Consider the following 19,224-nt stretch of genomic DNA (forward strand, 5'->3'; position numbering starts at 1 on the left):
GCCGCTCAGCCGGCCTGGTTGATCCGGACGGTGTTCCCCGCGGGGTCACGGAACGCGCAGTCGCGCGGCCCCCACGGCTGGTCGGCCGGCTCGGCGAGGACCTCGGCGCCGCCCGCGCGGAGCCGCTCGAAGGTCGCGTCGAGGTCGGCGACCTCGAACACCTGGAACGGGAGCGCGCCCTTGGCGAGCAGCGCGTGCAACGCGCTGGCGTCCTCGGGGGAGCGACCGCCGCCCGGTTCGGAGAGCACGAGCTCCGTCCCTCCTCCACCGGGGGCGCCGAGGGTGACCCAGCGGAAACCGCCGGAGGCCACGTCGTTGCGCACCTCGAGGCCCAGGCCGTCGGTGTAGAACGCGATCGCGGCGTCCACGTCGTCCACGGTGACCGGTGCGTACTTCAGCGAGATGTCCATGCCCCGACCGTAGGCGTCCGGACGCGCACCGCGCTTCTTCAATCCTGCTCGATCCGGCCGAACCGGGTCGGGCGCGTCAGGAGCCGGGCCATGCACGCGGGCATCGCCTCGCTGGCGGAGTGGTCGCGCGCGCGGTAGGCGCTGGGCGTCTCGCCGACCAGCTGGGTGAAGCTCGAGCTGAACGAGCCCAGCGAGGTCGCCCCGACCGCCATGCAGGCGTCGGTCACCGAGGCGCCGGCCCGCAACAACGCCATCGCGCGCTCGATGCGGCGGGTCATCAGGTAGCCGTAGGGCGTCTCCCCGTAGGCGGCCTTGAATTCCCGGGAGAAGTGGGCGGGCGACATCAGCGCCTGGCGGGCCATCGCCGGCACGTCGAGCGGACGCGCGTACTCCCGGTCGATCAGGTCGCGCGCGCGGCGCAGGTGCGCCAGTGACGCAGGGCTGGAGGACATCGTCCGCACTCTAGGCCGCGCGGGGGCCGCCCGTGTAGCGCCGGGCCACGGAAAGCGCCCGCGCGCCGTACCCGCCGCCGAACAGCAGCGCGTGGAACATCAGGGGCGAGAGGGCGTGCAGGGCGAGCCGGTCGCGCCACCCGTCCGCCAGCGGGGACGCCTCGTCGTACCCGGCGAACACGTGGTTCAGGTGCGCCAGCCCGAAGAGCGCCAGCATGCCCAGGTCGCTCTCCGCGTGGTCGCCGCGCGCCATCGGGTCGACCAGCACCGCGCCGGTGCGCCCGCCGTCCCACAGCACGTTGCCCGCCCAGAGGTCGCCGTGGACGCGCGCCACGCCACTGCGTACCAGCGCGGGCTGCGGGGCGTCGTGGACGCCGTCGGCCAGGCGTTCGCACAACCGGTCGTAGACGGCGGCGCCGGCCGGGTCGAGCTGCCCGGCGTCGCGGAGCCGCCGGGCGAAGACCGCGATCCGGTGCCACGCGTAGAAGCTGCCCCAGGAGTGCGGCCCGTCCGGCTCGGCGAGCAGGTAGGGCTGCCGGGAACGTCCCATCGTCGTGCCGCCCGGCCAGCCGTCGGGGGGGCAGCCGAACCAGGACGCCCCGGCGGCGTGGGTGCGGGCAAGGGAGGCACCCAGACGGCGGGCGTCCCCGACACCCGGGTCGACCTCGCGCACGTGCTCGATCTCCAGGCGCGTCCGGGTCGCCGCCACCACGGCGGCGATGCGGGTGCCGCCGTCCTGCTCCGCCCCGGCCAGCCACCGCAGGCCGGCGGCCTCCTGGTCGAGGCGCTCGAGTTCCCCATCCGCGGTCTTGACGAAGGTGGGCACCCCGCCAGACTACGGGGGGCGCTCAGCCCAGCGCCCAGCCGAAGGGACCCACGCCGAGAAGGCCGTGCGTCCCGGGCAGGTCGACCGGCGCCTCCGAGAGGTTCAGCGCGAGGGTGAGCCGCTGGTCGCCGCCGGCGAGTTCGATCGTCATCGTGTCGTTGGTGACCACCCTCACCGTCGGCGCGGCCGACACCAGCCACGGGTGGTTCCGCCGCAGCGCGACCAGTCGCTGGTAGAGCTCGTGGACGTCGCGCCCGAACGGCGCGAGCCCCGACGGATCGGCCGGGAAGGGTGGCCGCACCGCGTCGTCGCCGCGCGGACCGTCGGTCTTCTCGCCGGTGAACCCCTGCTCGTCCCCGGCGTAGATGGACGGGACGCCCGGCAGCAGGAGCAGCAGGGCCGTCGCCAGCGGCAGGGCACGCGGGTCGGTGAGCTTCGTCGCGATCCTGGTGACGTCGTGGTTGCTGATGAAGGTCAGCGGCCGGAAGGAAGCGCCGAAGGAGGCGTGCCGTCCCAGCGTCCAGGCCAGTTCGTGCAGGTTGTGGTCGTTCAGCGAGCTCCAGGTGGCCTTCCACAGCTCGTACTGGGTGACCGAGTCGACGCCGGAGCGGGCCACGAAGTCCGCGTAGTCGCCGTGGATGACCTCGGCCAGCAGCCACGCGTCGGGATGGGCCGCCCGGACGCGGTCGACGATCGGGCGCCACGCGTCCGCCCCCGGGGCGTAGGCCGCGTCGAGGCGCCAGCCGTCCACGCCCAGGTCGAGCCAGTGGGTCATCACGGAGACCACGTAGTCCTGGACGGGCGGGTGCGCGAGGTCGAGTTCCACCAGGTCGAGGTTGCCCTCGAACCCGCGCGGGTAGTCGCCGACCCAGCGGATCCACGCGCCGTCCGCCGATGCGGGGCCCCCGGCGAGCGCCCGCCGCACGATCTCGTGGCCGGCGCCGACGTGGTTGAACACCCCGTCCAGCAGCACGCGGATGCCACGCTCGCGCGCCCTCGCGACGAGGTCGTCGAAGTCGGCGTCGTCGCCCAGCCGCGGGTCGATGCGGAAGTGGTCGAGGGTGTCGTAGCCGTGGGACGCGGACGCGAACACGGGCGCCATCAGCAGCCCGTTGGCACCCAGTTCGACGACGTAGTCGAGCCAGTTCGCGATCCGGCCGAGCCGGTGCTCGGTGCGGTCGATCGCCGTGCGCTCGGCGTCCACGAAGCCCAGGGGGTAGCAGTGCCACCAGATGACGGTGTCGGCCCAGCCCATCGGTCCTCCTAGTGAGTAATCCTCAATACAGTTAGTGACTGTAGCTCACTAAGCGCTAGGCTGTCCACATGCGCTCCCCCGACCGTCGTGCCCGGCAACGGCTCAGTCCGCAGGAACGCACGGACGCGATCCTCGCCGCGGCCACGTCTGCGTTCACCTCAGCCACCTATGACGAGGTGTCCGTTGCCGCCGTCGCGCACGCGGCCGGCGCGTCCGAGGCCCTGGTCTACAAGTACTTCGACAACAAGGCCGGCCTGTACACCGCCGTCGTCCGTGACCAGCTCGAGCGGCTCGCCCGCCGCCAGCGGGAGGTGGTCGACCAGCTGCCGTCCCACACCTCCGCCCGCGACCAGGTGCGGGTCAGCATCGAGGCCGTCCTCGACCACGTGAAGGGCCTCGGCGTCGCCTGGGCGTCCCCCTTCTTCACCGCCGCGTCCGAACCGTCCGGGGTGGAGGACCTGCGCCGCACCTACCGCAGCCACCTCGTCGACGGGCTCGTCTCGCAGCTGCACAACCCCCACGAGCGCCGCGCCCAGCTGGCCATCCTCGGCTTCCTCGGGTTCCTCGGGGCTGCGGCCCAGCAGTGGGCGTCCGACGGCTGCCCCGACAACGACCGCGCGCCGCTGGTCGAGTCCGCGCTCGGCGCCCTCGAGGGTGCGTTGGGCGACTGGGGGTCGTTGCGCCACTGACGACCGTCCCGTGCGGCGAGTTCGGTCAGCGGCGGTGGGCGCCGTCGAGTGCGTCTACCGTTGGGTCACGTGGAAACCCAGCCCGAGGCCGACTTCGACGAGCACGAGCACGAGGACGCCCTGGAGCCGCGGCACCTCATCCGCCGTTCCAACGTCGTGCTGCGCGCGGGCATCATGATGCTCGGCGCCGGCACCTCCGGCCTGCGGGTCCGCGAGGTGATGCGGGCGGTGGCCCGCACGGTCGGCATCGGCCGCATCCGCGCGCAGGTGACCTTCACCGACATCGTGCTCACCGTGCAGCGTCGTGGCATCTTCCGCACCCAGGTGGCCGAGATCAGCGCCCCCGGCGTGAACGCCCACCGGATCGCGATGCTGAAGGACTTCGCCCAGAACCTGCCCGAGCGCGCGACCGTCGCCGAGGTGGACGCCATGCTCGACCGCATCGAGCGGACGCCGCGCCTGTACCCGACCTGGCTGCAGGTGCTGCTCGTCGCTGTGGCGTGCGGCTCGATCACCGTCCTCACCAACGGGTCGTGGCGCGAGGTCGCCGCGGTGCTGCCCGCGTCCGGCCTTGCCTACTGGCTGCACCGCACCCTGAGCGGTTTCCAGCTCAACCACCTCGCCGTCGTGCTGACCTCCGCCGCGACGGCGACGGGGCTGTACCTGGTCTTCACCCGGCTGCTGGAACTCGTCCTCGGCGGGCCGTCCCCCCGGATGGCCGCAGGACTGGTCTGCGCCGCGATCTTCCTGATCCCCGGTTTCCCGCTCGTCACCGCGGGCCTCGACCTGACCCGCATCGACCTGCTCGCCGGACTCCCGCGGCTGACCTACGCGGCGATGGTCCTGCTCGCGATCACCATCGGCGTGTGGATGATGGTGACGCTCAGCGGCGCGTCCCCCGACCTGGTGCCGCCGCTGGACGCACCACCCGGCGTGGTGTGGACGGCGCTGCTGCTGGCCAGTTTCTTCGCGGTCTTCGGCTGGGCGATGATGTTCAACTCGCCGTGGCGGATGGCGGTCGCGTCCGGGGTGGCGGCCCTGCTGGGCAACGTCCCGCGGCTGCTGATGCTGCAGGCCGGCGTGAAGGCACACGTCGCGACGTTCGTCGGCACCTTCCTGATGGGCCTGCTGTGCGCGCTCGCCGCGCGGCTCTTCGACATGGAGAAGATCATCATGACGGTGCCCACCGTGCTGGTGTCGATCCCCGGTTCCGCGGCGCTGCGGACGCTGATCTACTTCGACCAGGCCGACGTCGTGCAGGCGATGCAGAACGGCGTCGCCACCGTCCTCGCCGCGATCGCGATGGTCGCCGGCCTCGCCGGCGCCCGCATGCTCACCGACCCCGAGTGGGCCTTCACCCGCTCGGACCCGCCCACCGCCTGGCACCTCATGGGACGCATGTTCAACCGCAACCGGTCCCACCGCCGCTCCGCCGCCTGACCGCGTCCGCGTCCCCCTTCCCGCCCCCCGTCCCCCCAAGTCCGCATTCGCTGCCGAGTGCAACCCTCGCTACCGGAATTCCGGCGGCAGGAGTTGCACTCGGGAGCGAACGCCGCGGGTGGGACAGGTGGGACGGGGGCCAGCAGGTCACCCTCGCGCCACCGGCGTCCGCGCCACCCCCGTCCGCGTTCGCTGCCGAGTGCAACCCTCGCCACCGGAATTCCGGCGGCAGGAGTTGCACTCGGGAGCGAACGCCGCGGGTGGGACGGGTGGGACGGGGGGCGCGTCCCGGGCGGGACGGGGCGGACGAGCACGAGCGCGAGCCGACTACGGACAGACCCCGGACAGCCGATCCCGGCGCGCGGGCGGGTCACCAGCCGCGGGCGCTCCACTGGTCCAGGTGGGGGCGCTCGGCGCCCAGGGTGGTGGGACGGCCGTGGCCGGGCCAGACGACCGTGTCGTCGGGGAAGACGGAGAAGACCCGCTCGACCACGTCGTCGAGGAGGGAGCGGAAGTCGCGCTCGTTGCGGGTGCGGCCGACGCCGCCGGGGAACAGCGCGTCGCCGGTGAACAGGTGCGTCGGTGATCCCGGGCGGGAGCAGGCGAGGGCGACCGAGCCGGGCGTGTGGCCACGCAGGCCGATCACGTCGAGATCCACCCCGCCGAGCGCGATCACCTCGCCGTTGCGCAGCGGACGCGTGATCTCCACCCCGGTGGACCCGGTGATCGCCTCCGCGTCGTCCTCCCCGGCCAGGGTCGCGGCCTCCGGATGGGCGCGGACGACGGCGGCGAGCGCCCCGAGGTGGTCGCGGTGGCTGTGCGTGGTCAGCACGTGGTCGAGCCGGGACGGCCCGTCCGCGCCCACGGCAAGGAGTCCCTCGATGGCGTCGGGGTCGGCGGCCGCGTCGACCAGGAGCCGCTCGCCCGTGGTGGCGGTGAGCAGGTAGACGTTGTTGTCCATGTGGCCGACGGCGATGGTACGGACGACCACGCCGGGGACGGCGAAGCTCTCCATGAGTCCTCCCGCCTCCATGCAAGCACACCCCCCCCGCCGGAGGGGCGAACGAACAGGACCGCGGGGCTCAGCGCAGGTCGGGGCCCGGGGGCAGCTCTGGAGGGTTTTCGCCCCGGCGCAGGGCGGCCCGGGCCTGGTAGCGGTCGGCCCTCCGCTGGTCGCGCCCGGCCTTCCGCTCGTCCCTGAGCGCCCGGTGCCCGTCCCGGGCGGCGCGGTACTCGGCACGCCGCGCAGCGCGCCCGGCGTCCTCTGCGCCCGAGCCGCCGTAGAGCAGCGCGATCACCACCGGGATGCCGGTACCGAGCATCGGCCACATCGGCCAGTAGTAGAGCAGTTGTCCGGTGGTCAGCACGGTCATCAGCCAGATGGCGTTGAACATCAGTGCCAGCCCCGCCCAGCCGGCGACACCGGCCCGCAGGAACCGGTTCTGCCCCGGCCCCGACGGGGCGGCCACGGCGTGCGCGACCATCACGTCCGCCACCTGGGGCGCCAGCTCGCCCAGCGTGCGTGACCGCGACACCGCAAGCGCCCGCGCGTCGTGCTCGGCCTGGTCGAGTCGGCCCTCGCCACGGGCCCGCGAGAGCAGCAGGGACGCGAAGTCCCGGTCGGCGTCCGAGGCCCGCAGCGGCTGGTTCGCCGGAACCCGCGGGTCGGCGCTGAAACCGGCCCAGGACGCGCTGACCGGCGCCACCGGCCGTTCCGGAAGCGGTTGGGGCAGGTTCTCCCACTGGGACATTCGCGACACCTCCAGGCGGAACGCTACGCCCCGCGCGGGCACAGCGGGCAGGTGCCCGCGCCCCGGCCCGACGCCGACCCGCCGGGCCAGCGGCGGCATGCGTCATGCTTGGGTCAGGAGGTGGCGATGACACTGGACGCCCTGGAGGCCGAGCGGCGCGAGCTGGCATCGGCTGCGCGCAGGCTGAGGGTGGCCGCGATGTCCGACCCGCAGCGCGCCGAGGAGCTCGCCGACACCCTGGTCGAGCTGACGGCCGTGCGGCTGCTGACGTGGGACGTCCTCGACGCCGCCACCGACGCGCCCGAGTCCGTCGTGCTCGCCGCCCGCATCCTCGCCTCCCGCGGCCCGTCCGGCCCGTACGCGTCCCTGGCCGACGCCGGACGCTACGCCGCCGCCTCCGCGCAGCTCGCCGCCGTCCAGGCCGGCCTCGGCCAGGCGGACGCCGCCGGCCGCACCCTCGACGCGCTCGAGGCGTGGCGCGGCCAGCTGGGACGCCTGCCCCTGCGCGAGAGCCTCCCCGACCCGGTGGCGATCTGGATGCTGGTGGCCCGCGCCCGCGCCCTGCTGGCCACCGACGTGGCCGGGGCCAACGCCCACGCGGACGCGGCGGAGGTCCGCCTGGCCGGATCGGTGGCCCCGCCTGCCTACCTGGCGGTCGCCGTCCACCTGCTTGCCGCCGACTGCCGCTGGGCCGCCGGACGGCCCGACTCCGCGCTCGCGCACCACCGGCTGGCCCTCGAGGCCCACGCGGGCGCGCTGGCGGAGGCACCGTCGGCGACGCGCCGCCCCGCGGTCGCCCGCATCGCCGCCGCGCCCGTGACCGCCGTCCACGAGCCCTACGCCGGTCGCCTCGCCCTCACCGGCAGCACGGACGCGGCGATCGCGCTGCGCCGCGCACAGGTGTCCCTGCTCGACGGGCTGGGAGTCCCGGACGCCGCCGCCCTCGCCCGCGCCGGCCTGGCCGCGGCCCTCGTTGCCGCCGGACGTCCCTCGGAGGCCGCGGCATTGACCGTCGAACCCCCGTCCCCGCCCGCGACGCCGGCCCCGGGCGAGCGTGCCGACTGGGCGCCCCTCGAGGGCACGGCCGCGCTGTCGCCCGCCGACCCGGCCGCGGCCCGGGCACGCTGGCAGCAGGCCGAGCAGGCTGCGGTGTTCGCCGGAGTGGCCGCCCGCGCGGAGGCCGAGCGGACGGAGGCCGCCCTGCGCGCGCAGTCGGAGGCGGACGCGGCACGGCGCGCCCAGGAGCGCGCGGAGGCCGAGCGCAGGGCCGCCGCAGAGGCGGACGCAGCCCGCCGTGCGGAGGAGGCGGCCCTGGCCAGGGCGGCAGAGGAGGCAGCGCAGCGGGCGGCCCGCGAGGAGGAGGCCGCCCGGGAGGCGGCCGAGGCGCGCCGGCGCGCTCTCGCCGAGGAGCACCGGCCCGCCGTCGACCCGGAAGCGGCGCGCGCGGCGGCGGAGGAACTCGAGGCGGCCCGCGCCGCGGTCCGGGCGGCCCTGAGCGACGCGGCGCTCGCAGCGGCGCAGGACAGGCTGGCCGCCGTGCTGCGTCCGCTGGCCGCCGTGGATCCCGGGCATCGTGACGAGCTGGCCGCCGTGCTGGAGTCGCTGGTGGGACTGCTGTGGCGCCTTGGCGACCCGGACGGCTCCCGCGCCGCCGCGCGCGAGGCGCGCACGCTCGGCTGAGCTGCCCGCACCCCGTCGGGCGCGCCTACGCTGGAGGGAAAGCGGAGGAGGCGGGCATGCGGAACACCCTGGTCGTGGCGGGCGCCCTGCTCGCCGTCACCCTGTCCGGCTGCGCGAGCGGAGGAACCCCGATGACCACCCCGTCCCCCTCCCGTCCCCCCTTCCAGACCACCTCGCCGCTGCCGACCGCCGGCCCGAGCGGCACCGCGGCCTCCGTCCCGGCCGACCGGTGGGCAGCGATCCTCGCCGACCTGTCCGGACGTGGTATGCCCACCGACGACGTGCAGCTGGTGAGCGCCCGGTCGGTCACCTGGAACAGCGGTGCCCTGGGCTGCCCCAAGCCCGGCGTCTCCTACACCCAGGCCCTGGTGGACGGCATGCAGGTGGTCGTCAGCGTGGCCGGCACCACCTACGACTACCGTTTCGGCAAGAGCGGACGCCCGATGCTCTGCGAGCGCTGACACCCGGACCGTCCCGTTCCTCCCGGCCCTGGACGCCGAACGGCCCCCGCCGCGCGAAGCGGACGGGGGCCGTCGGGTCTTCAGCTCAGCGGACGCCGAGGAGCAGTGCCTCCTCCTTGCCTGCGCCGTTGTCGAACACCACGACCATCAGGCCCTTGGGCTTCTGGGCGGCGAAGTTCGCCGCGTCCACCGCCACCGACACCTTGGCCGTCCGGTTGCGTTCCACCGTGACGTAGTCGCCGTCGGCGACCGCCTTGGCCCACGGGTCGTAGCTCGCCGTGCCGGCGATCTCGTCCCCGGCGCCGGTGTAGGCGATCGAGTAGCTGGCCGCACCGTAGGCGAAGGCTCCGGACGCCGCGGTCAGGCCGAGGTCGGCCGCGTTCACCGGCAGCAGCAGCGTGCTGCTGTCGGTCGGTGCCTGGGCCAGGTAGCCGGTGGCGTAGAGGGCACCGGTGGCGACCTCCTGGAGGAACACCTCGGTGACGCCGTCCACCTCTCCGGCCCGCACGAGGCCGGAGTCGTAGCTGAACAGCACCCAGTCGGGATCGCCGTCGGCGTTGGTGTCGATCGGGACGTCGAACTCGTTCGATGCCGCGTTCGACCACCGGGTCCAGTTGTTCACGGCGAAGACGATGAGCTTGTCGTCGCCGTTGTCGAACGACTGGACGCCCACCGAGCGGAGGTCGTACCCGCTGCCGTCGGCGTCACGGGCGACGTCCTTCGGGTCGGACAGTCCCCAGCTGTAGAAGTCGGCGTCGGCGTCGATGGCACCCATCGGGTTGGCCAGCTTCACCTCGAGCGTGTCGGGCACGACCGGCTTCGCGGTGTCGGCCGTGCCGGTGCCGTTGGTGTTCTTCGCCCAGCCGCGCGGGTTGGTGATGGTGCCCACGACGTGGGCCTGGGCACGGGGAACCAGCAGGTACGGCACCCGCAGCACGCCCTCGCTGGAGGTGAGGACGACGTTGCCGGAGGCCTGGTAGAACGAGAACTGGTCGTCGCCGGCGATCGAGGAACCGATCGAGGACGCCGGCAGCACCATCGTGACCGCCACCCGCACGCTGCCTCTCGCCGGCACCTTCACGGTGCGGCTGCTGAAGCGCAGCTTCGCCGGCAGCGAGCCGTCGGCCGCCTCGGCCGCGATGCTGTAGGTGACCGCCTTCTTGCCCCGGTTCGTGATCTCGATCGTCTTCACCCCGACCGAGGCCACGGTGGGCTCGTCGAAGCCGAAGCTGAGCGAGGGCACGGAGATCCGGCCGTTGCTGGTGCGGAAGGTGTCACCGGTCGCGAAGGCCGTGGTCCCGACCGCCTGCGCCGCGTCCACCAGGCCGCCGCCGAGCACCGGCGAGTAGGCCGCCAGCTTGTCCGGGTCGGACGTGCTGCCGAGGGTCGCGGCGATGTCCTCCGCCTTCCAGGACGGGTGCGCCTGCACGGCGAGCGCGGCGACGCCCGCCACGTGCGGGGCGGCCATCGAGGTGCCGGAGTTCACCGCGGCGTCCGAGCCGGTGCCCACGCCCGCGGACGAGATGGACACACCGGGCGCCGAGATGTTCGGTGCGAGGCTGGAGTCACCGGTCGCCGGGCCCGCGGAAGAGAACGACGCGTAGTCGCGGTAGGCAGGGTTGTCCAGCGTCATCTCGGCCAGGGTGAGGGTTTCGCCGTCGGCGGCGCGGAGCGCGGCGCCGTCGGTGCTGCGCACGCCCAGGAACGGGATCGTGACCGTGTAGGGCACGCCGTCGTCGGGGTTGCTGGTGATCTCACCCTCGTACGGCGGGTAGGCCGGGTCGGTGTTGATCATCACCACGGCTGCCGCGCCGGCCTGCTGGCCGAAGATCGCCTTCGCGACCCGGGCGCAGGTGCCACGGGTGACCACCGCGACCTGGTTGGCGCCGGACGTGACGCCCGCCTTGTCGAACGCGGCCTTGGAGCAGCCGAGCGCCTCGTTCTCCTCCGTCGCCGGGTCGTCGGTGACCACCACGACCTTGAGCCCGTCGGAGGGCAGCGGTGCGCTGTTGGCGTTGATCGCGGGGATCTTCTGCCCGGCCACCGTGAGGCTGACGCCGGGGAAGGTCGCGGTGCTGTCGACAGCGGCGACCGAGATCACGCCGTGGCCGTCACCGGGGGAGCCGGTGACGTAGGGGTTGTGGCCCTCGTTGCCGGAGGAGGCCACGACCACCACGCCCGCGGCGACGGCGTTGCTCGCCGCGACCGCGTCCGGGTCGTCCGGGTCGCCGTAGGCGCCGCCGAGGGACATGTTGATCACGTCCATGTCGTTGTCGACGGCCCAGTCGATGGCCTGGACGGTGACGTCGGTGGAACCCTCGCAGCCGAACACGCGCAGGGCGTACAGGTCCGCCTGCGGAGCCACGCCCGGGCCCACCTTGAAGGCGGTCGTCGCGGTGGCGGCGTTGTACGGGCCGGCGTAGGTCTTGCCGTCCGGGGTGACGCCGCTCCCGGCGGCCGTCCCGGCGACGTGCGTGCCGTGCCCGTTGCAGTCCAGCGGGTTGGGATCGGGCGCGGGGGTGGTGGAGCCGGTGTCGCCGGACGCGTCGTAGTCGTCACCGACGAAGTCGTAGCCGCCCTTGACGCGCGGGGCGTTCGGGCCGAACAGCGCCGGGTCGGCCGGCTGGGTGCCGGCGGCCTTCGCCGCGTCGTACGCCGCCGTCGTGCCCGGCCCGGCGAAGTCGGCGTGGGTGTAGTCGATGCCGGTGTCGATGATCGCCACCTTGACCGCCTTGCCCGTGTAGCCGGTGTCCTGCCAGACCTGGGGGACGCCGAGGAACGGCACCGACACGGTGTTGTCGACGGTCTTCGGGGTCAGCGTGTGCACGGCGGCCACGCCCGGCAGCGATGCCAGCTGGTCGGCCTTGCCCTTCGCGATCCGCACCTGCATGCCGTTGTAGGCCGACTGCATCCGCGACAGCACCTTGCCGCCCTTGGCGGTGATGTCGCCACTGATCGCGTCCTGGGCCTTGCGCAGCTTCTGCTTGACCTTGTCGCGCTCGGACCGGGAGAACGTCCGGTCGGCCTTCGCCTCGGCCACCGCGACCGGGTCGCCGGTCATCTGGACCATCACGTTGACCTTGGCGTTGGAGTCCAGGAGGCTCGCGCTCACGGTGGCGCTCAGGCGGCCGCTGGAGGGCGCCTTGCGGAAGGCGTCGTCGGGGGACTTCGTGGGAGCTGCGTTCGCCAGGCTCGGGGCGGACAGGGCCAGGGCCGCTGCCGTTGCCGCCACGAGGGCTTTGTTCCTCAGTGACAAGACTGCCACCTTTCGGGTTGCAGAGATGGGGTGCGGGCCATGGACCCGGATGGGCCGACCCTAAGCCGAACCTGAGAGGCCGTCAACGCTTCTCACGCAGTGAATTCCTGCCGAATTCCCCACTCCTTTCCTGCGCTCGTCGGCACCGGACCGACCGGGGTGCGGGAAGCTGGAGCCATGGCATCCCGCCTCACCTTCCTCGGTGGCGCCGGCACGGTGACCGGCTCGAAGTTCCTGCTCGCCGACGGTGGGCGCCGCGTCCTGGTGGACGCCGGGGTCTTCCAGGGCGAGAAAGAGTTGCGCGAGCGCAACTGGCAGCCCTTCCCGGTGCCCCCGCAGAGCATCGACCTGGTCCTGCTCACCCACGCCCACACCGACCACGTCGGGTACCTGCCCGCCCTCGTGCGCGACGGGTTCGCCGGGGTGGTCCTGGCCACGGAGGCCACCTGCGAACTCGCCGAGATCGTGCTGCGCGACGCCGCCTTCCTCGCCGAGAGGGACGCCGAGTACGCCGCCAGCCACGGCTACTCCCGGCACACCCCGCCGCTGCCCCTGTTCACCGAGGCCGACGTCGAGCGGACGCTGCGCCTGCTCCGGGTCGTCGACTACGACGAGGACGAGGACCTCGGCGAGGGCTGGACGGCGCGCTGGACCCGGGCCGGGCACATCCTCGGCGCGGCGAGCATCCGGGTGCGGACGCCGTCGGCGTCGGTGCTGTTCTCCGGCGACCTGGGACGGCACGAGCACCCCGTCCTGCGGGCGCGAGAGGTCCCCGAGGGTGCGGACGCCGTTGTCGTGGAGTCCACCTACGGCGACCGCGAGCACCACGACCCGTCCGGGGCCGCCCACGAGCCGCTGGCCGACCTCATCCGGCGGACGGCCCGCCGGGGCGGCTCCGTGCTCATCCCGGCCTTCGCCGTCGACCGCACGGAGGTGGTCCTCCAGACGCTCACGAACCTGATGAGGGACGGGCGGATCCCCGACCTCCCGGTCTTCGTGAACTCGCCGATGGCCCTGGCCGCGCTGGGGGTCTACCGCGATCCGCGCTTCGCCGGCGAACTGCGTCCCGACCTGGACGTGACCGGCTTCGTCGACCTGCCCCGGCTGCACGAGGTGCACTCCACGGAGGAGTCGATCGCGCTGAACCGGCCCACGATGCCCTGCGTGATCATCAGTTCCTCCGGCATGGCCACGGGCGGTCGGGTGCTGCACCACCTCGAGCACCTGCTCCCCGACAGCCGCAACGCCGTCGTGCTGGCCGGCTACCAGGCCGCCGGCACCCGCGGCCGGGCCCTCCTCGACGGCGTCACCACGCTGAAGATGCACGGGCGCCAGGTGGCGGTGCGCGCGGAGGTGCTCCAGGACGAGGAGTTCTCGGTCCACGCGGACTGCTCCGAGCTGCTGGACTGGCTGGCCGCGCTGTCGCCGGCCCCCACGACGGTGTTCGCCGTGCACGGCACGCCGGAGTCGGCGTCCGCCCTGGCCGGGAAGGCGCACGACCGGCTCGGGCTGGCCGCCCGCCCGGCGGTCCTCGGCGAGACGGTGCCGTTGCCCTGACGCCCGGCCGGGCGGCGGCTACCGGATCAGCGCCACCGGGCAGAGGGCGTGGGCCATCAGCCCGCGGACGAGCCCGCTGAGGGCCAGGCCGCCCGTGTGGATGCCGACCACGAGCAGGTCGACCTCCCGGCTCAGGCCGACCAGCTCGTCGATCGGGCTGCCCTGGAGCACCTGCACCTCGATCGGCGTGTGCGGGTTGTCCTCGCGCAGCGACGCGACGTGGCGTTCGAGGTCTGCGCTGACGTTGGCGAACAGCCCGACCGGAAGCTCGACCAGCTCGGACAGCACGTGGACGACGCGCAGGCCCGCGCCGCGCGCCGACGCCTCGCGGACGCCCCACTCCAGCGCGCCGCTGTGCGGCGGCCAGCTGCTCACCGCCACCGCGACCGAGCGGAAGCGCCCGGTCTCCTCCGGCGTCGACGCCGCGGAGATCACGACCACCGGGCAGGCGGCGGTGGTCACGAGCCCGACGCTGGTCGAGCCGACGAACATCCGCTCCAGGCCCGACAGCGAGCGGCGTCCCACCACCGCCATCCCGGCCTGGGAGCTGAGCTGGGCGAGCACGTCGGTCGCCCGCCCGACGCGGACCTCCGTGGCCACCCGTTCGGCCGGGAACCCTTCCACCTTCACCAGGCGCTGCACGGTCTCGGCGAGCACCCGCTCCCCGACCTCGCTCATCTGGGCCGGGGTCTCCAGCAGCTCCCACAGGCCCACCACGACCAGGGCGCTGTCGTCGGCGACGTACACCAGCCAGAGGTCGGAGTCGGTGGCCCTGGCCACCCTCATCGCGTACAGGGCGGCCCGCAGGCCGTCGTCCGAGCCGTCCACGCCGACCAGGATCCGCCGGCGTCCCTGCGAAGCGGATTCACTCGTACTCATACCTCGACGATCCTCCCCGCCGACGGGGGCGTCAATGCCCCCACGGGCACCCGGTCCGGACTCAGCGACGGCGGCGGCGCCGCAGCCACACCGCGGCCGCGGTCCCCAGCACGAGCCCGCCACCGGCCAGCGCCCAGGCCGTGCGGGACGGCCGCGCGACGGCGGGCGGCTCGGCCTCCGCGCCGGGCAGCCGGACCTTCCCGGCAGAGCCGTCCACGGTGACCTCGTCGCCGGTGCGGATCAGCCGGGTCGCCGCTCCGGTGCCGAGGACGGCCGGGATGCCGTACTCGCGGGCGACGATCGACCCGTGGCTGAGCACGCCCCCGACGTCGGTGACCACGCCGGCGGCCATCGCGAACAGCGGGGTGTAGGCCGGGGTCGTGATGGCCGCCACCAGTACCTCCCCGGGCTGGAAGGCCGCGAAGTCCTCCGGCCCCGAGAGCACGCGGGCCCGCGCGGTGACCACACCGCCGCTGCCGACCGTGCCCGACAGCACCGACCCGTCCTGGCCCTCGCGCGCCGGGTACATCCAGGCGAACGCGTCCATCACCTTGTTGCGGGGCAGCGACTGCGGCGGCGTGGCCAGGCGCTGCCCGCGGGCAACCTCCTTGCGGGCCGCGACACGGCCGCGCAGGTCGCCGGCCACCGGCCCGCCGTCGTCCAGCGCCGCGGCGGCGTCCCTTGCCTCGGCCAGCTCCAGCCAGCACACGTCCATCGGCTCGTCCAGGGCACCGGCCCCGACCAGCCGCCACCCGAGTTCGCGCAGCAGCGGACGCGCGACCGGGGCGTACAGGCCCATCGCGGCCAGGGCGTCCTCGCGCAGCGGCGTCGTGTGCTGGGCCCGGGTGAGCAGCGTGCGGGCCTGCGCGGCGCGCCACCCACCGAGCCGGGTGAGCAGCTTCGCCGCGGCGTCGTCCCTCGCCGCGGCCGCACGACGCTGACGCGCGTACGGGTCGGGCGCGTCCGGGTCGAGGTCGAACCGCAGCGCCTGCAGCAGCGGCGCGGGGTCGTCCGCCGGCACCGGATTCACCGGGTCGAGGTTGTACAGCGTGTGCCCGTGGGTGGCCAGGTGGGCACCGAAGCGCGCGTGCCAGTCCGCCCACAGCTGTGGCGACACCCCGTCCGGCGGCTCGGCGGCCATCGCGTCCGTCGAGGGGTCCGCCAGCGCGACGGCCAGCTCGTGGTGCGACAGCACCCAGCGCGACAGGTCGTAGAGGCCCTTCTCCGCCCGCACGGGCTCGGAGTCGAAGCCGAGCAGGAAGGTCTCCGCCGGCGGTCCGGACGGTGCCCGCAGCAGGCGGTTGTAGACGCCGGTCCAGGTCAGCTCGGCCATCGCAGCGAGCGGGATGATCGTCTGCACCGACGTGTAGTAGTAGGCCATGGCGTCGACCAGCCGTCCCACCGCGTCGAGGAGCGCGCGTGCCGGCAGCCCGGCCGGGGGCGTGGACGCCTCCGCCGTCACCTCTGCCCGGTACTCCTCCAGGCGCCGCCGCCACCGGTCCTCCACCCACTCGCCGCCGCCCGCGAGGAGCCGGGTCAGCGCGGGCGTGGCCTTGAGCATCTTCGCCATGGCCGCCGAGGTGTACCGGTAGTACGCGTAGCCGTTGATGGTCGGGAAGCCGACCTCCCCGAAGTCCTCTCCGGGCGCGAGTTCGGCCAGGAGGCGGCGCAATCCCGACGGGACGGCGGTCGCGGCGAGGCCGGCGAACAGCGGGGTCAGCGGGTCGGGCAGCTGCTCGGTGATCGAGGCACGGAAGTAGAGCCCCGGCGCGGGCACCGGCCACTCGGTGGGCACCGGACCGATCCGCTCGGGCAGCGCCGTGACCGGCCGCGCCTGGACGATGTGGAAGGTGCCCCCGGCCAGGACCCACTCGATGTCCTGCGGTCCCCCGAAGTGCCGCTCGATCGCCGAGCCGAGGCCCGCGAGCTGGAGGGCGTCGGCGTCGTCGAGCACCGCCACCCCGCGCTGGCCGGACGGCGTCCCGGTCGTCCGCGTCCGGCCGCCCTCGGCCTCGGGCACGGCGTCGATACGGACGGCCTTGTCGGCGATCAGGCGGGTGAGCACCCGGCCGGTCGCGGTGTCGACCACCACGGTGTCGGGGTCGACGAGCCCGGACACCACGGCCTCGCCGAGCCCCCAGGCCGCGGTGATCACGGTCTCCTCCGTGCGCCCGTTCGCGGGGTTGGCGGTGAACATCACCCCGGCCGCGTCCGCGGGCAGCATCCGCTGCACCACGACCGCGAGCGCGATGTCCCCGTCCCCCGCCTCCGGGTGCGCGGCGCGATAGTGGACGGCACGGTCGGTCCACAGCGAGGCCCAGCAGTCGCGGACCGCTGCGAGCAGGGCGTCCTCGCCGACGACGTTGAGGTAGGTCTCCTGCTGCCCGGCGAAGCTCGCCTCGGGCAGGTCCTCCGCGGTGGCGGACGAGCGGACGGCCACCGGCCCGCCGCCGAGGTGCACCGAATAGGCGTCCCGGATCTCCTCCGCGACGCCCGGGGGCAGGTCGTGGCCCGAGAACAGCCCGGCCACGCGTTCGCCGATGCCGGTGCCGCCGGCGGAGACGAGCGCGGCGAGTTCCTCGGCCAGCCCGGTCTCGCGCACGAACGCGCGGTAGGCCTCGGTGGTCACGACGAACCCGTTGGGCACCGGGAACCCCGCGCCGAGCAGGTCGCCGAGGTTGGCACCCTTGCCGCCGGCGAGCGCACCGTCGTGCCTGGTCACCTGGTCGAGCCAGCGAATCGTCATCACAACCCTCCTACGTACCCCGGCGAGGGGTGCCGGGCACCCTCCCGCGGACCTCGCTCACCCGTCATGCCTTGTCGCCGAGCAGTCGCGCGAGCCGCGCCTTGGTGCGGTTGGTCCGCACGATCCACGTGAGGTCGGGATCGTCCCCGCCGAGCGCGGTGAACACGGGCAGCCCGGCCGGCGGGTCGGCGGCCACGGCGACGCTCCAGCAGTAGCCCAGCGCCTGCCGCAGTGTCCGGGCGTCGGGCTCGCGGCGACGGGACGGCGGCAGCGCGAGCAGGGCTGCGGTCGCCGTCGCGCAGGTGCGCAGCGCCGTGGCCGCGGCCGCGGGGGTGCGCAGCAGTCGCGGTTCGCAGATGGCGGCCACGGCAGCCCGCTGCACCAGGGGGTCGGGGTGCGCGGCCCAGTCCGTCACGAGCGCGGCCACGGCATCGCCGTCCGCGTCCCCGATCCGCTGGGCGGCCATGGCGACGGCCTCCCGCACCCGCCAGGACGGGTCGGCTGCGGCAGCGGTGAGCAGGGCTGTGGCGCCCGCGGGGTCGTCGGCGTACAGGCGGCCGAGCACGATCACGCCACAGCAGCGCAGGTACTCGTCCGGTTCGGCGCGCAGCCGCTCTGCATGGTCGGCGCGGAGGTGGTCGCCCGCCGCAGCGAGGAGTTCGAGGTTCCCTCGCGGCCCGGGAAGCCCCGAGTGCGCGGTGAGGTAGGCCGCCACGTCGTCGTACCCGGCGGCCAGGCGGACGGGCAGGTCGGGATCGAGCGCAGGCACGGCCCCACCCTGCCACGGCGCCCGCCGCCGGGGGACGGGTTGGGTGAATTCAGCGCAGCGTGAGCAGTCGGGCCTCACCGGGCTGGAGCAGGCGAGGGTTGGCGCCTCCGGCAGCCAGCCAGTCGGCGGCGGCCGGCGGCAGGTCCAGGGGCACCGGGTCGAACAGGTTGGTCACCAGCACCGGCAGCAGCAGGGCGTGCGGCTCCGCCGGCTGGACGGGGCCCACCACGAGCGCCCGGCCGACCAGCCCGGCGCCGGTGAGCAGGAGCACCTCGTCGAGCTGGCTCAGCTCCTCGGGGTCGACGTCCATCGCGAGGCCGATCGCGACGTCGCCGGCGTCACCCAGCGCCGCGGCCAGCGCCGCCGGGTCGTCCGGACCGAGCCGGACCAGCCAGCGGCTGCCGGGGCCCTCCGTCCGCCGGATCGCCCGGATCACCTCCTGCATGTCGAGGTGGTTGGCCGTGCGCCACCGCGCCAGCGTGCGGCGGGCGTTCCGGCGCAGCCGGGCGTCCGCGCCGGTGCGGGCCAGGTGCCAGTCGAGAGCGCTGCGCGCGTAGTCGATGACGGCGACCGGACGCGCGGAGCGGATCGCGTCCAGCGCCGGCCGGAGCCCCACCCCCTGCGCGAGCAACAGCGCCAGCACCGCGGACGGCGCCCGGTTCACCCCCATGTGGCAGTGCACCAGCACCTTCGTCCCCGGCTCGGCGAGCGCGTCGGCGACCCAGTCGGCCAGTTCCGCAAACCACTCCGGGCCGATCCGCTGCCCGGCGTCGGCCACCCGGTGCTGCAGGTAGCGCACCTCGGGGGCCCAGCCGCGCACCAGGGCCTCGTCGCTCCACTCCTCGCGCAGGTCGACGATGTGGGTGATCCCCGCGGCGAGCAGCTCGTCCAGCTGGGCTCGCGCACGGCGGAAGCGCGGGGAGAGGTCACCGCCCACGGCCAGCCGCGGCGTCACGAAGTCCGCATTCGCGATCTGCAGCACCGGCAGTGCCGCAACGCCCGCGACGTCGGTGCCGGTGGGGTCGCTCACGACTCCATCATGCCCATGACCGC

At 74.3% G+C, this 19,224-nt stretch carries 16 protein-coding genes; 5 read left to right on the forward strand and 11 right to left on the reverse strand.

Annotated features, from left to right (window positions below):
- Nucleotides 1–5: 5 nt before the first annotated feature.
- Genes ACFQQJ_RS10785 through ACFQQJ_RS10800 form a run of 4 tightly spaced genes read right to left on the reverse strand, consistent with a single transcriptional unit; the run spans nt 6 to nt 2,943 of the window.
- Nucleotides 6–410 carry a VOC family protein gene (locus ACFQQJ_RS10785; RefSeq protein WP_377106376.1) on the reverse strand — a complete coding sequence of 135 codons (405 nt, stop codon included), beginning with the start codon at nt 408–410 and terminating at the stop codon, nt 6–8.
- A gap of 38 nt (nt 411–448) precedes the next feature.
- The gene (locus ACFQQJ_RS10790; protein ID WP_377106378.1) at nt 449–862 is read right to left on the reverse strand and encodes a helix-turn-helix transcriptional regulator; all 414 of its coding nucleotides are present in this window, start codon (nt 860–862) and stop codon (nt 449–451) included.
- 10 nt (nt 863–872) lie between these two features.
- On the reverse strand, nt 873–1,688 hold the full coding sequence (locus ACFQQJ_RS10795; RefSeq protein WP_377106379.1) for a fructosamine kinase family protein: 816 nt from the start codon (nt 1,686–1,688) through the stop codon (nt 873–875).
- 22 nt (nt 1,689–1,710) lie between these two features.
- Complete coding sequence (locus ACFQQJ_RS10800; RefSeq protein ID WP_377106380.1) at nt 1,711–2,943, reverse strand: alpha-amylase family glycosyl hydrolase; 1,233 nt, start codon at nt 2,941–2,943, stop codon at nt 1,711–1,713.
- 68 nt (nt 2,944–3,011) lie between these two features.
- On the opposite strand from ACFQQJ_RS10800, the gene ACFQQJ_RS10805 reads away from it, so the two are divergent.
- Together ACFQQJ_RS10805 and ACFQQJ_RS10810 are read left to right on the forward strand one after the other, a co-directional pair.
- Nucleotides 3,012–3,632, forward strand: a complete 621-nt coding sequence (locus tag ACFQQJ_RS10805; RefSeq protein ID WP_377106381.1) for a TetR/AcrR family transcriptional regulator — start codon at nt 3,012–3,014, stop codon at nt 3,630–3,632.
- A 69-nt stretch (nt 3,633–3,701) separates the two neighbouring features.
- Entirely contained in the window at nt 3,702–5,072 is a 1,371-nt protein-coding gene (locus ACFQQJ_RS10810) for a threonine/serine exporter ThrE family protein (RefSeq protein ID WP_377106383.1), read from the forward strand.
- Between the two features lie 370 nt (nt 5,073–5,442).
- Here the strand turns inward: ACFQQJ_RS10810 and ACFQQJ_RS10815 are convergent, their stop codons facing one another.
- Both ACFQQJ_RS10815 and ACFQQJ_RS10820 read right to left on the reverse strand, forming a co-directional pair.
- Complete coding sequence (locus ACFQQJ_RS10815; protein WP_377106385.1) at nt 5,443–6,087, reverse strand: MBL fold metallo-hydrolase; 645 nt, start codon at nt 6,085–6,087, stop codon at nt 5,443–5,445.
- A 67-nt stretch (nt 6,088–6,154) separates the two neighbouring features.
- Nucleotides 6,155–6,922, reverse strand: coding sequence for a DUF1707 domain-containing protein (locus ACFQQJ_RS10820; RefSeq protein ID WP_377106386.1), 768 nt, complete (start codon nt 6,920–6,922; stop codon nt 6,155–6,157).
- 27 nt (nt 6,923–6,949) lie between these two features.
- On the opposite strand from ACFQQJ_RS10820, the gene ACFQQJ_RS10825 reads away from it, so the two are divergent.
- A complete protein-coding gene (locus ACFQQJ_RS10825) occupies nt 6,950–8,503 on the forward strand; it encodes a hypothetical protein (protein WP_377106388.1) in 1,554 nt (517 codons plus the stop codon).
- Between the two features lie 56 nt (nt 8,504–8,559).
- Nucleotides 8,560–8,964: a hypothetical protein gene (locus ACFQQJ_RS10830; protein WP_377106390.1), complete on the forward strand. Its 405-nt coding sequence runs from the start codon at nt 8,560–8,562 to the stop codon at nt 8,962–8,964.
- Nucleotides 8,965–9,049: 85 nt separating this feature from the next.
- Here ACFQQJ_RS10830 and ACFQQJ_RS10835 read toward each other — a convergent pair whose 3' ends face one another.
- Nucleotides 9,050–12,220: a S8 family serine peptidase gene (locus ACFQQJ_RS10835; RefSeq protein ID WP_377106391.1), complete on the reverse strand. Its 3,171-nt coding sequence runs from the start codon at nt 12,218–12,220 to the stop codon at nt 9,050–9,052.
- Between the two features lie 177 nt (nt 12,221–12,397).
- Between ACFQQJ_RS10835 and ACFQQJ_RS10840 the strand changes: the two genes are divergently transcribed.
- On the forward strand, nt 12,398–13,777 hold the full coding sequence (locus tag ACFQQJ_RS10840) for an MBL fold metallo-hydrolase (RefSeq protein ID WP_377106392.1): 1,380 nt from the start codon (nt 12,398–12,400) through the stop codon (nt 13,775–13,777).
- Nucleotides 13,778–13,795: 18 nt separating this feature from the next.
- Here ACFQQJ_RS10840 and ACFQQJ_RS10845 read toward each other — a convergent pair whose 3' ends face one another.
- The 4 genes from ACFQQJ_RS10845 to ACFQQJ_RS10860 all read right to left on the reverse strand — a co-directional run bounded on the left by ACFQQJ_RS10845 (nt 13,796) and on the right by ACFQQJ_RS10860 (nt 19,201).
- On the reverse strand, nt 13,796–14,656 hold the full coding sequence (locus tag ACFQQJ_RS10845) for a universal stress protein (RefSeq protein ID WP_377106394.1): 861 nt from the start codon (nt 14,654–14,656) through the stop codon (nt 13,796–13,798).
- A 61-nt stretch (nt 14,657–14,717) separates the two neighbouring features.
- The gene (locus ACFQQJ_RS10850) at nt 14,718–17,402 is read right to left on the reverse strand and encodes a PEP/pyruvate-binding domain-containing protein (RefSeq protein ID WP_377106395.1); all 2,685 of its coding nucleotides are present in this window, start codon (nt 17,400–17,402) and stop codon (nt 14,718–14,720) included.
- Nucleotides 17,403–17,466: 64 nt separating this feature from the next.
- Nucleotides 17,467–18,171, reverse strand: a complete 705-nt coding sequence (locus tag ACFQQJ_RS10855) for a HEAT repeat domain-containing protein (RefSeq protein ID WP_377106397.1) — start codon at nt 18,169–18,171, stop codon at nt 17,467–17,469.
- Nucleotides 18,172–18,220: 49 nt separating this feature from the next.
- Entirely contained in the window at nt 18,221–19,201 is a 981-nt protein-coding gene (locus ACFQQJ_RS10860) for a dual specificity protein phosphatase family protein (protein ID WP_377106399.1), read from the reverse strand.
- Between the last annotated feature and the right edge of the window lie 23 nt (nt 19,202–19,224).

Origin of the sequence: Propionicimonas sp. T2.31MG-18, from assembly GCF_964266745.1 — a bacterium.
Taxonomy (GTDB): Bacteria; Actinomycetota; Actinomycetes; order Propionibacteriales; family Propionibacteriaceae; genus Propionicimonas.

Excerpts from the sequence above, each read along its gene's own strand:
- ACFQQJ_RS10785 (WP_377106376.1), bottom strand. The coding sequence starts at position 410 with ATGGACATCTCGCTGAAGTACGCACCGGTCACCGTGGACGACGTGGAC.
- ACFQQJ_RS10845 (WP_377106394.1), bottom strand. The coding sequence starts at position 14,656 with ATGAGTACGAGTGAATCCGCTTCGCAGGGACGCCGGCGGATCCTGGTC.
- ACFQQJ_RS10825 (WP_377106388.1), top strand. The coding sequence starts at position 6,950 with ATGACACTGGACGCCCTGGAGGCCGAGCGGCGCGAGCTGGCATCGGCT.
- ACFQQJ_RS10805 (WP_377106381.1), top strand. The coding sequence starts at position 3,012 with ATGCGCTCCCCCGACCGTCGTGCCCGGCAACGGCTCAGTCCGCAGGAA.
- ACFQQJ_RS10850 (WP_377106395.1), bottom strand. The coding sequence starts at position 17,402 with ATGACGATTCGCTGGCTCGACCAGGTGACCAGGCACGACGGTGCGCTC.
- ACFQQJ_RS10790 (WP_377106378.1), bottom strand. The coding sequence starts at position 862 with ATGTCCTCCAGCCCTGCGTCACTGGCGCACCTGCGCCGCGCGCGCGAC.
- ACFQQJ_RS10840 (WP_377106392.1), top strand. The coding sequence starts at position 12,398 with ATGGCATCCCGCCTCACCTTCCTCGGTGGCGCCGGCACGGTGACCGGC.
- ACFQQJ_RS10820 (WP_377106386.1), bottom strand. The coding sequence starts at position 6,922 with ATGCCGCCGCTGGCCCGGCGGGTCGGCGTCGGGCCGGGGCGCGGGCAC.
- ACFQQJ_RS10830 (WP_377106390.1), top strand. The coding sequence starts at position 8,560 with ATGCGGAACACCCTGGTCGTGGCGGGCGCCCTGCTCGCCGTCACCCTG.
- ACFQQJ_RS10815 (WP_377106385.1), bottom strand. The coding sequence starts at position 6,087 with ATGGAGAGCTTCGCCGTCCCCGGCGTGGTCGTCCGTACCATCGCCGTC.
- ACFQQJ_RS10800 (WP_377106380.1), bottom strand. The coding sequence starts at position 2,943 with ATGGGCTGGGCCGACACCGTCATCTGGTGGCACTGCTACCCCCTGGGC.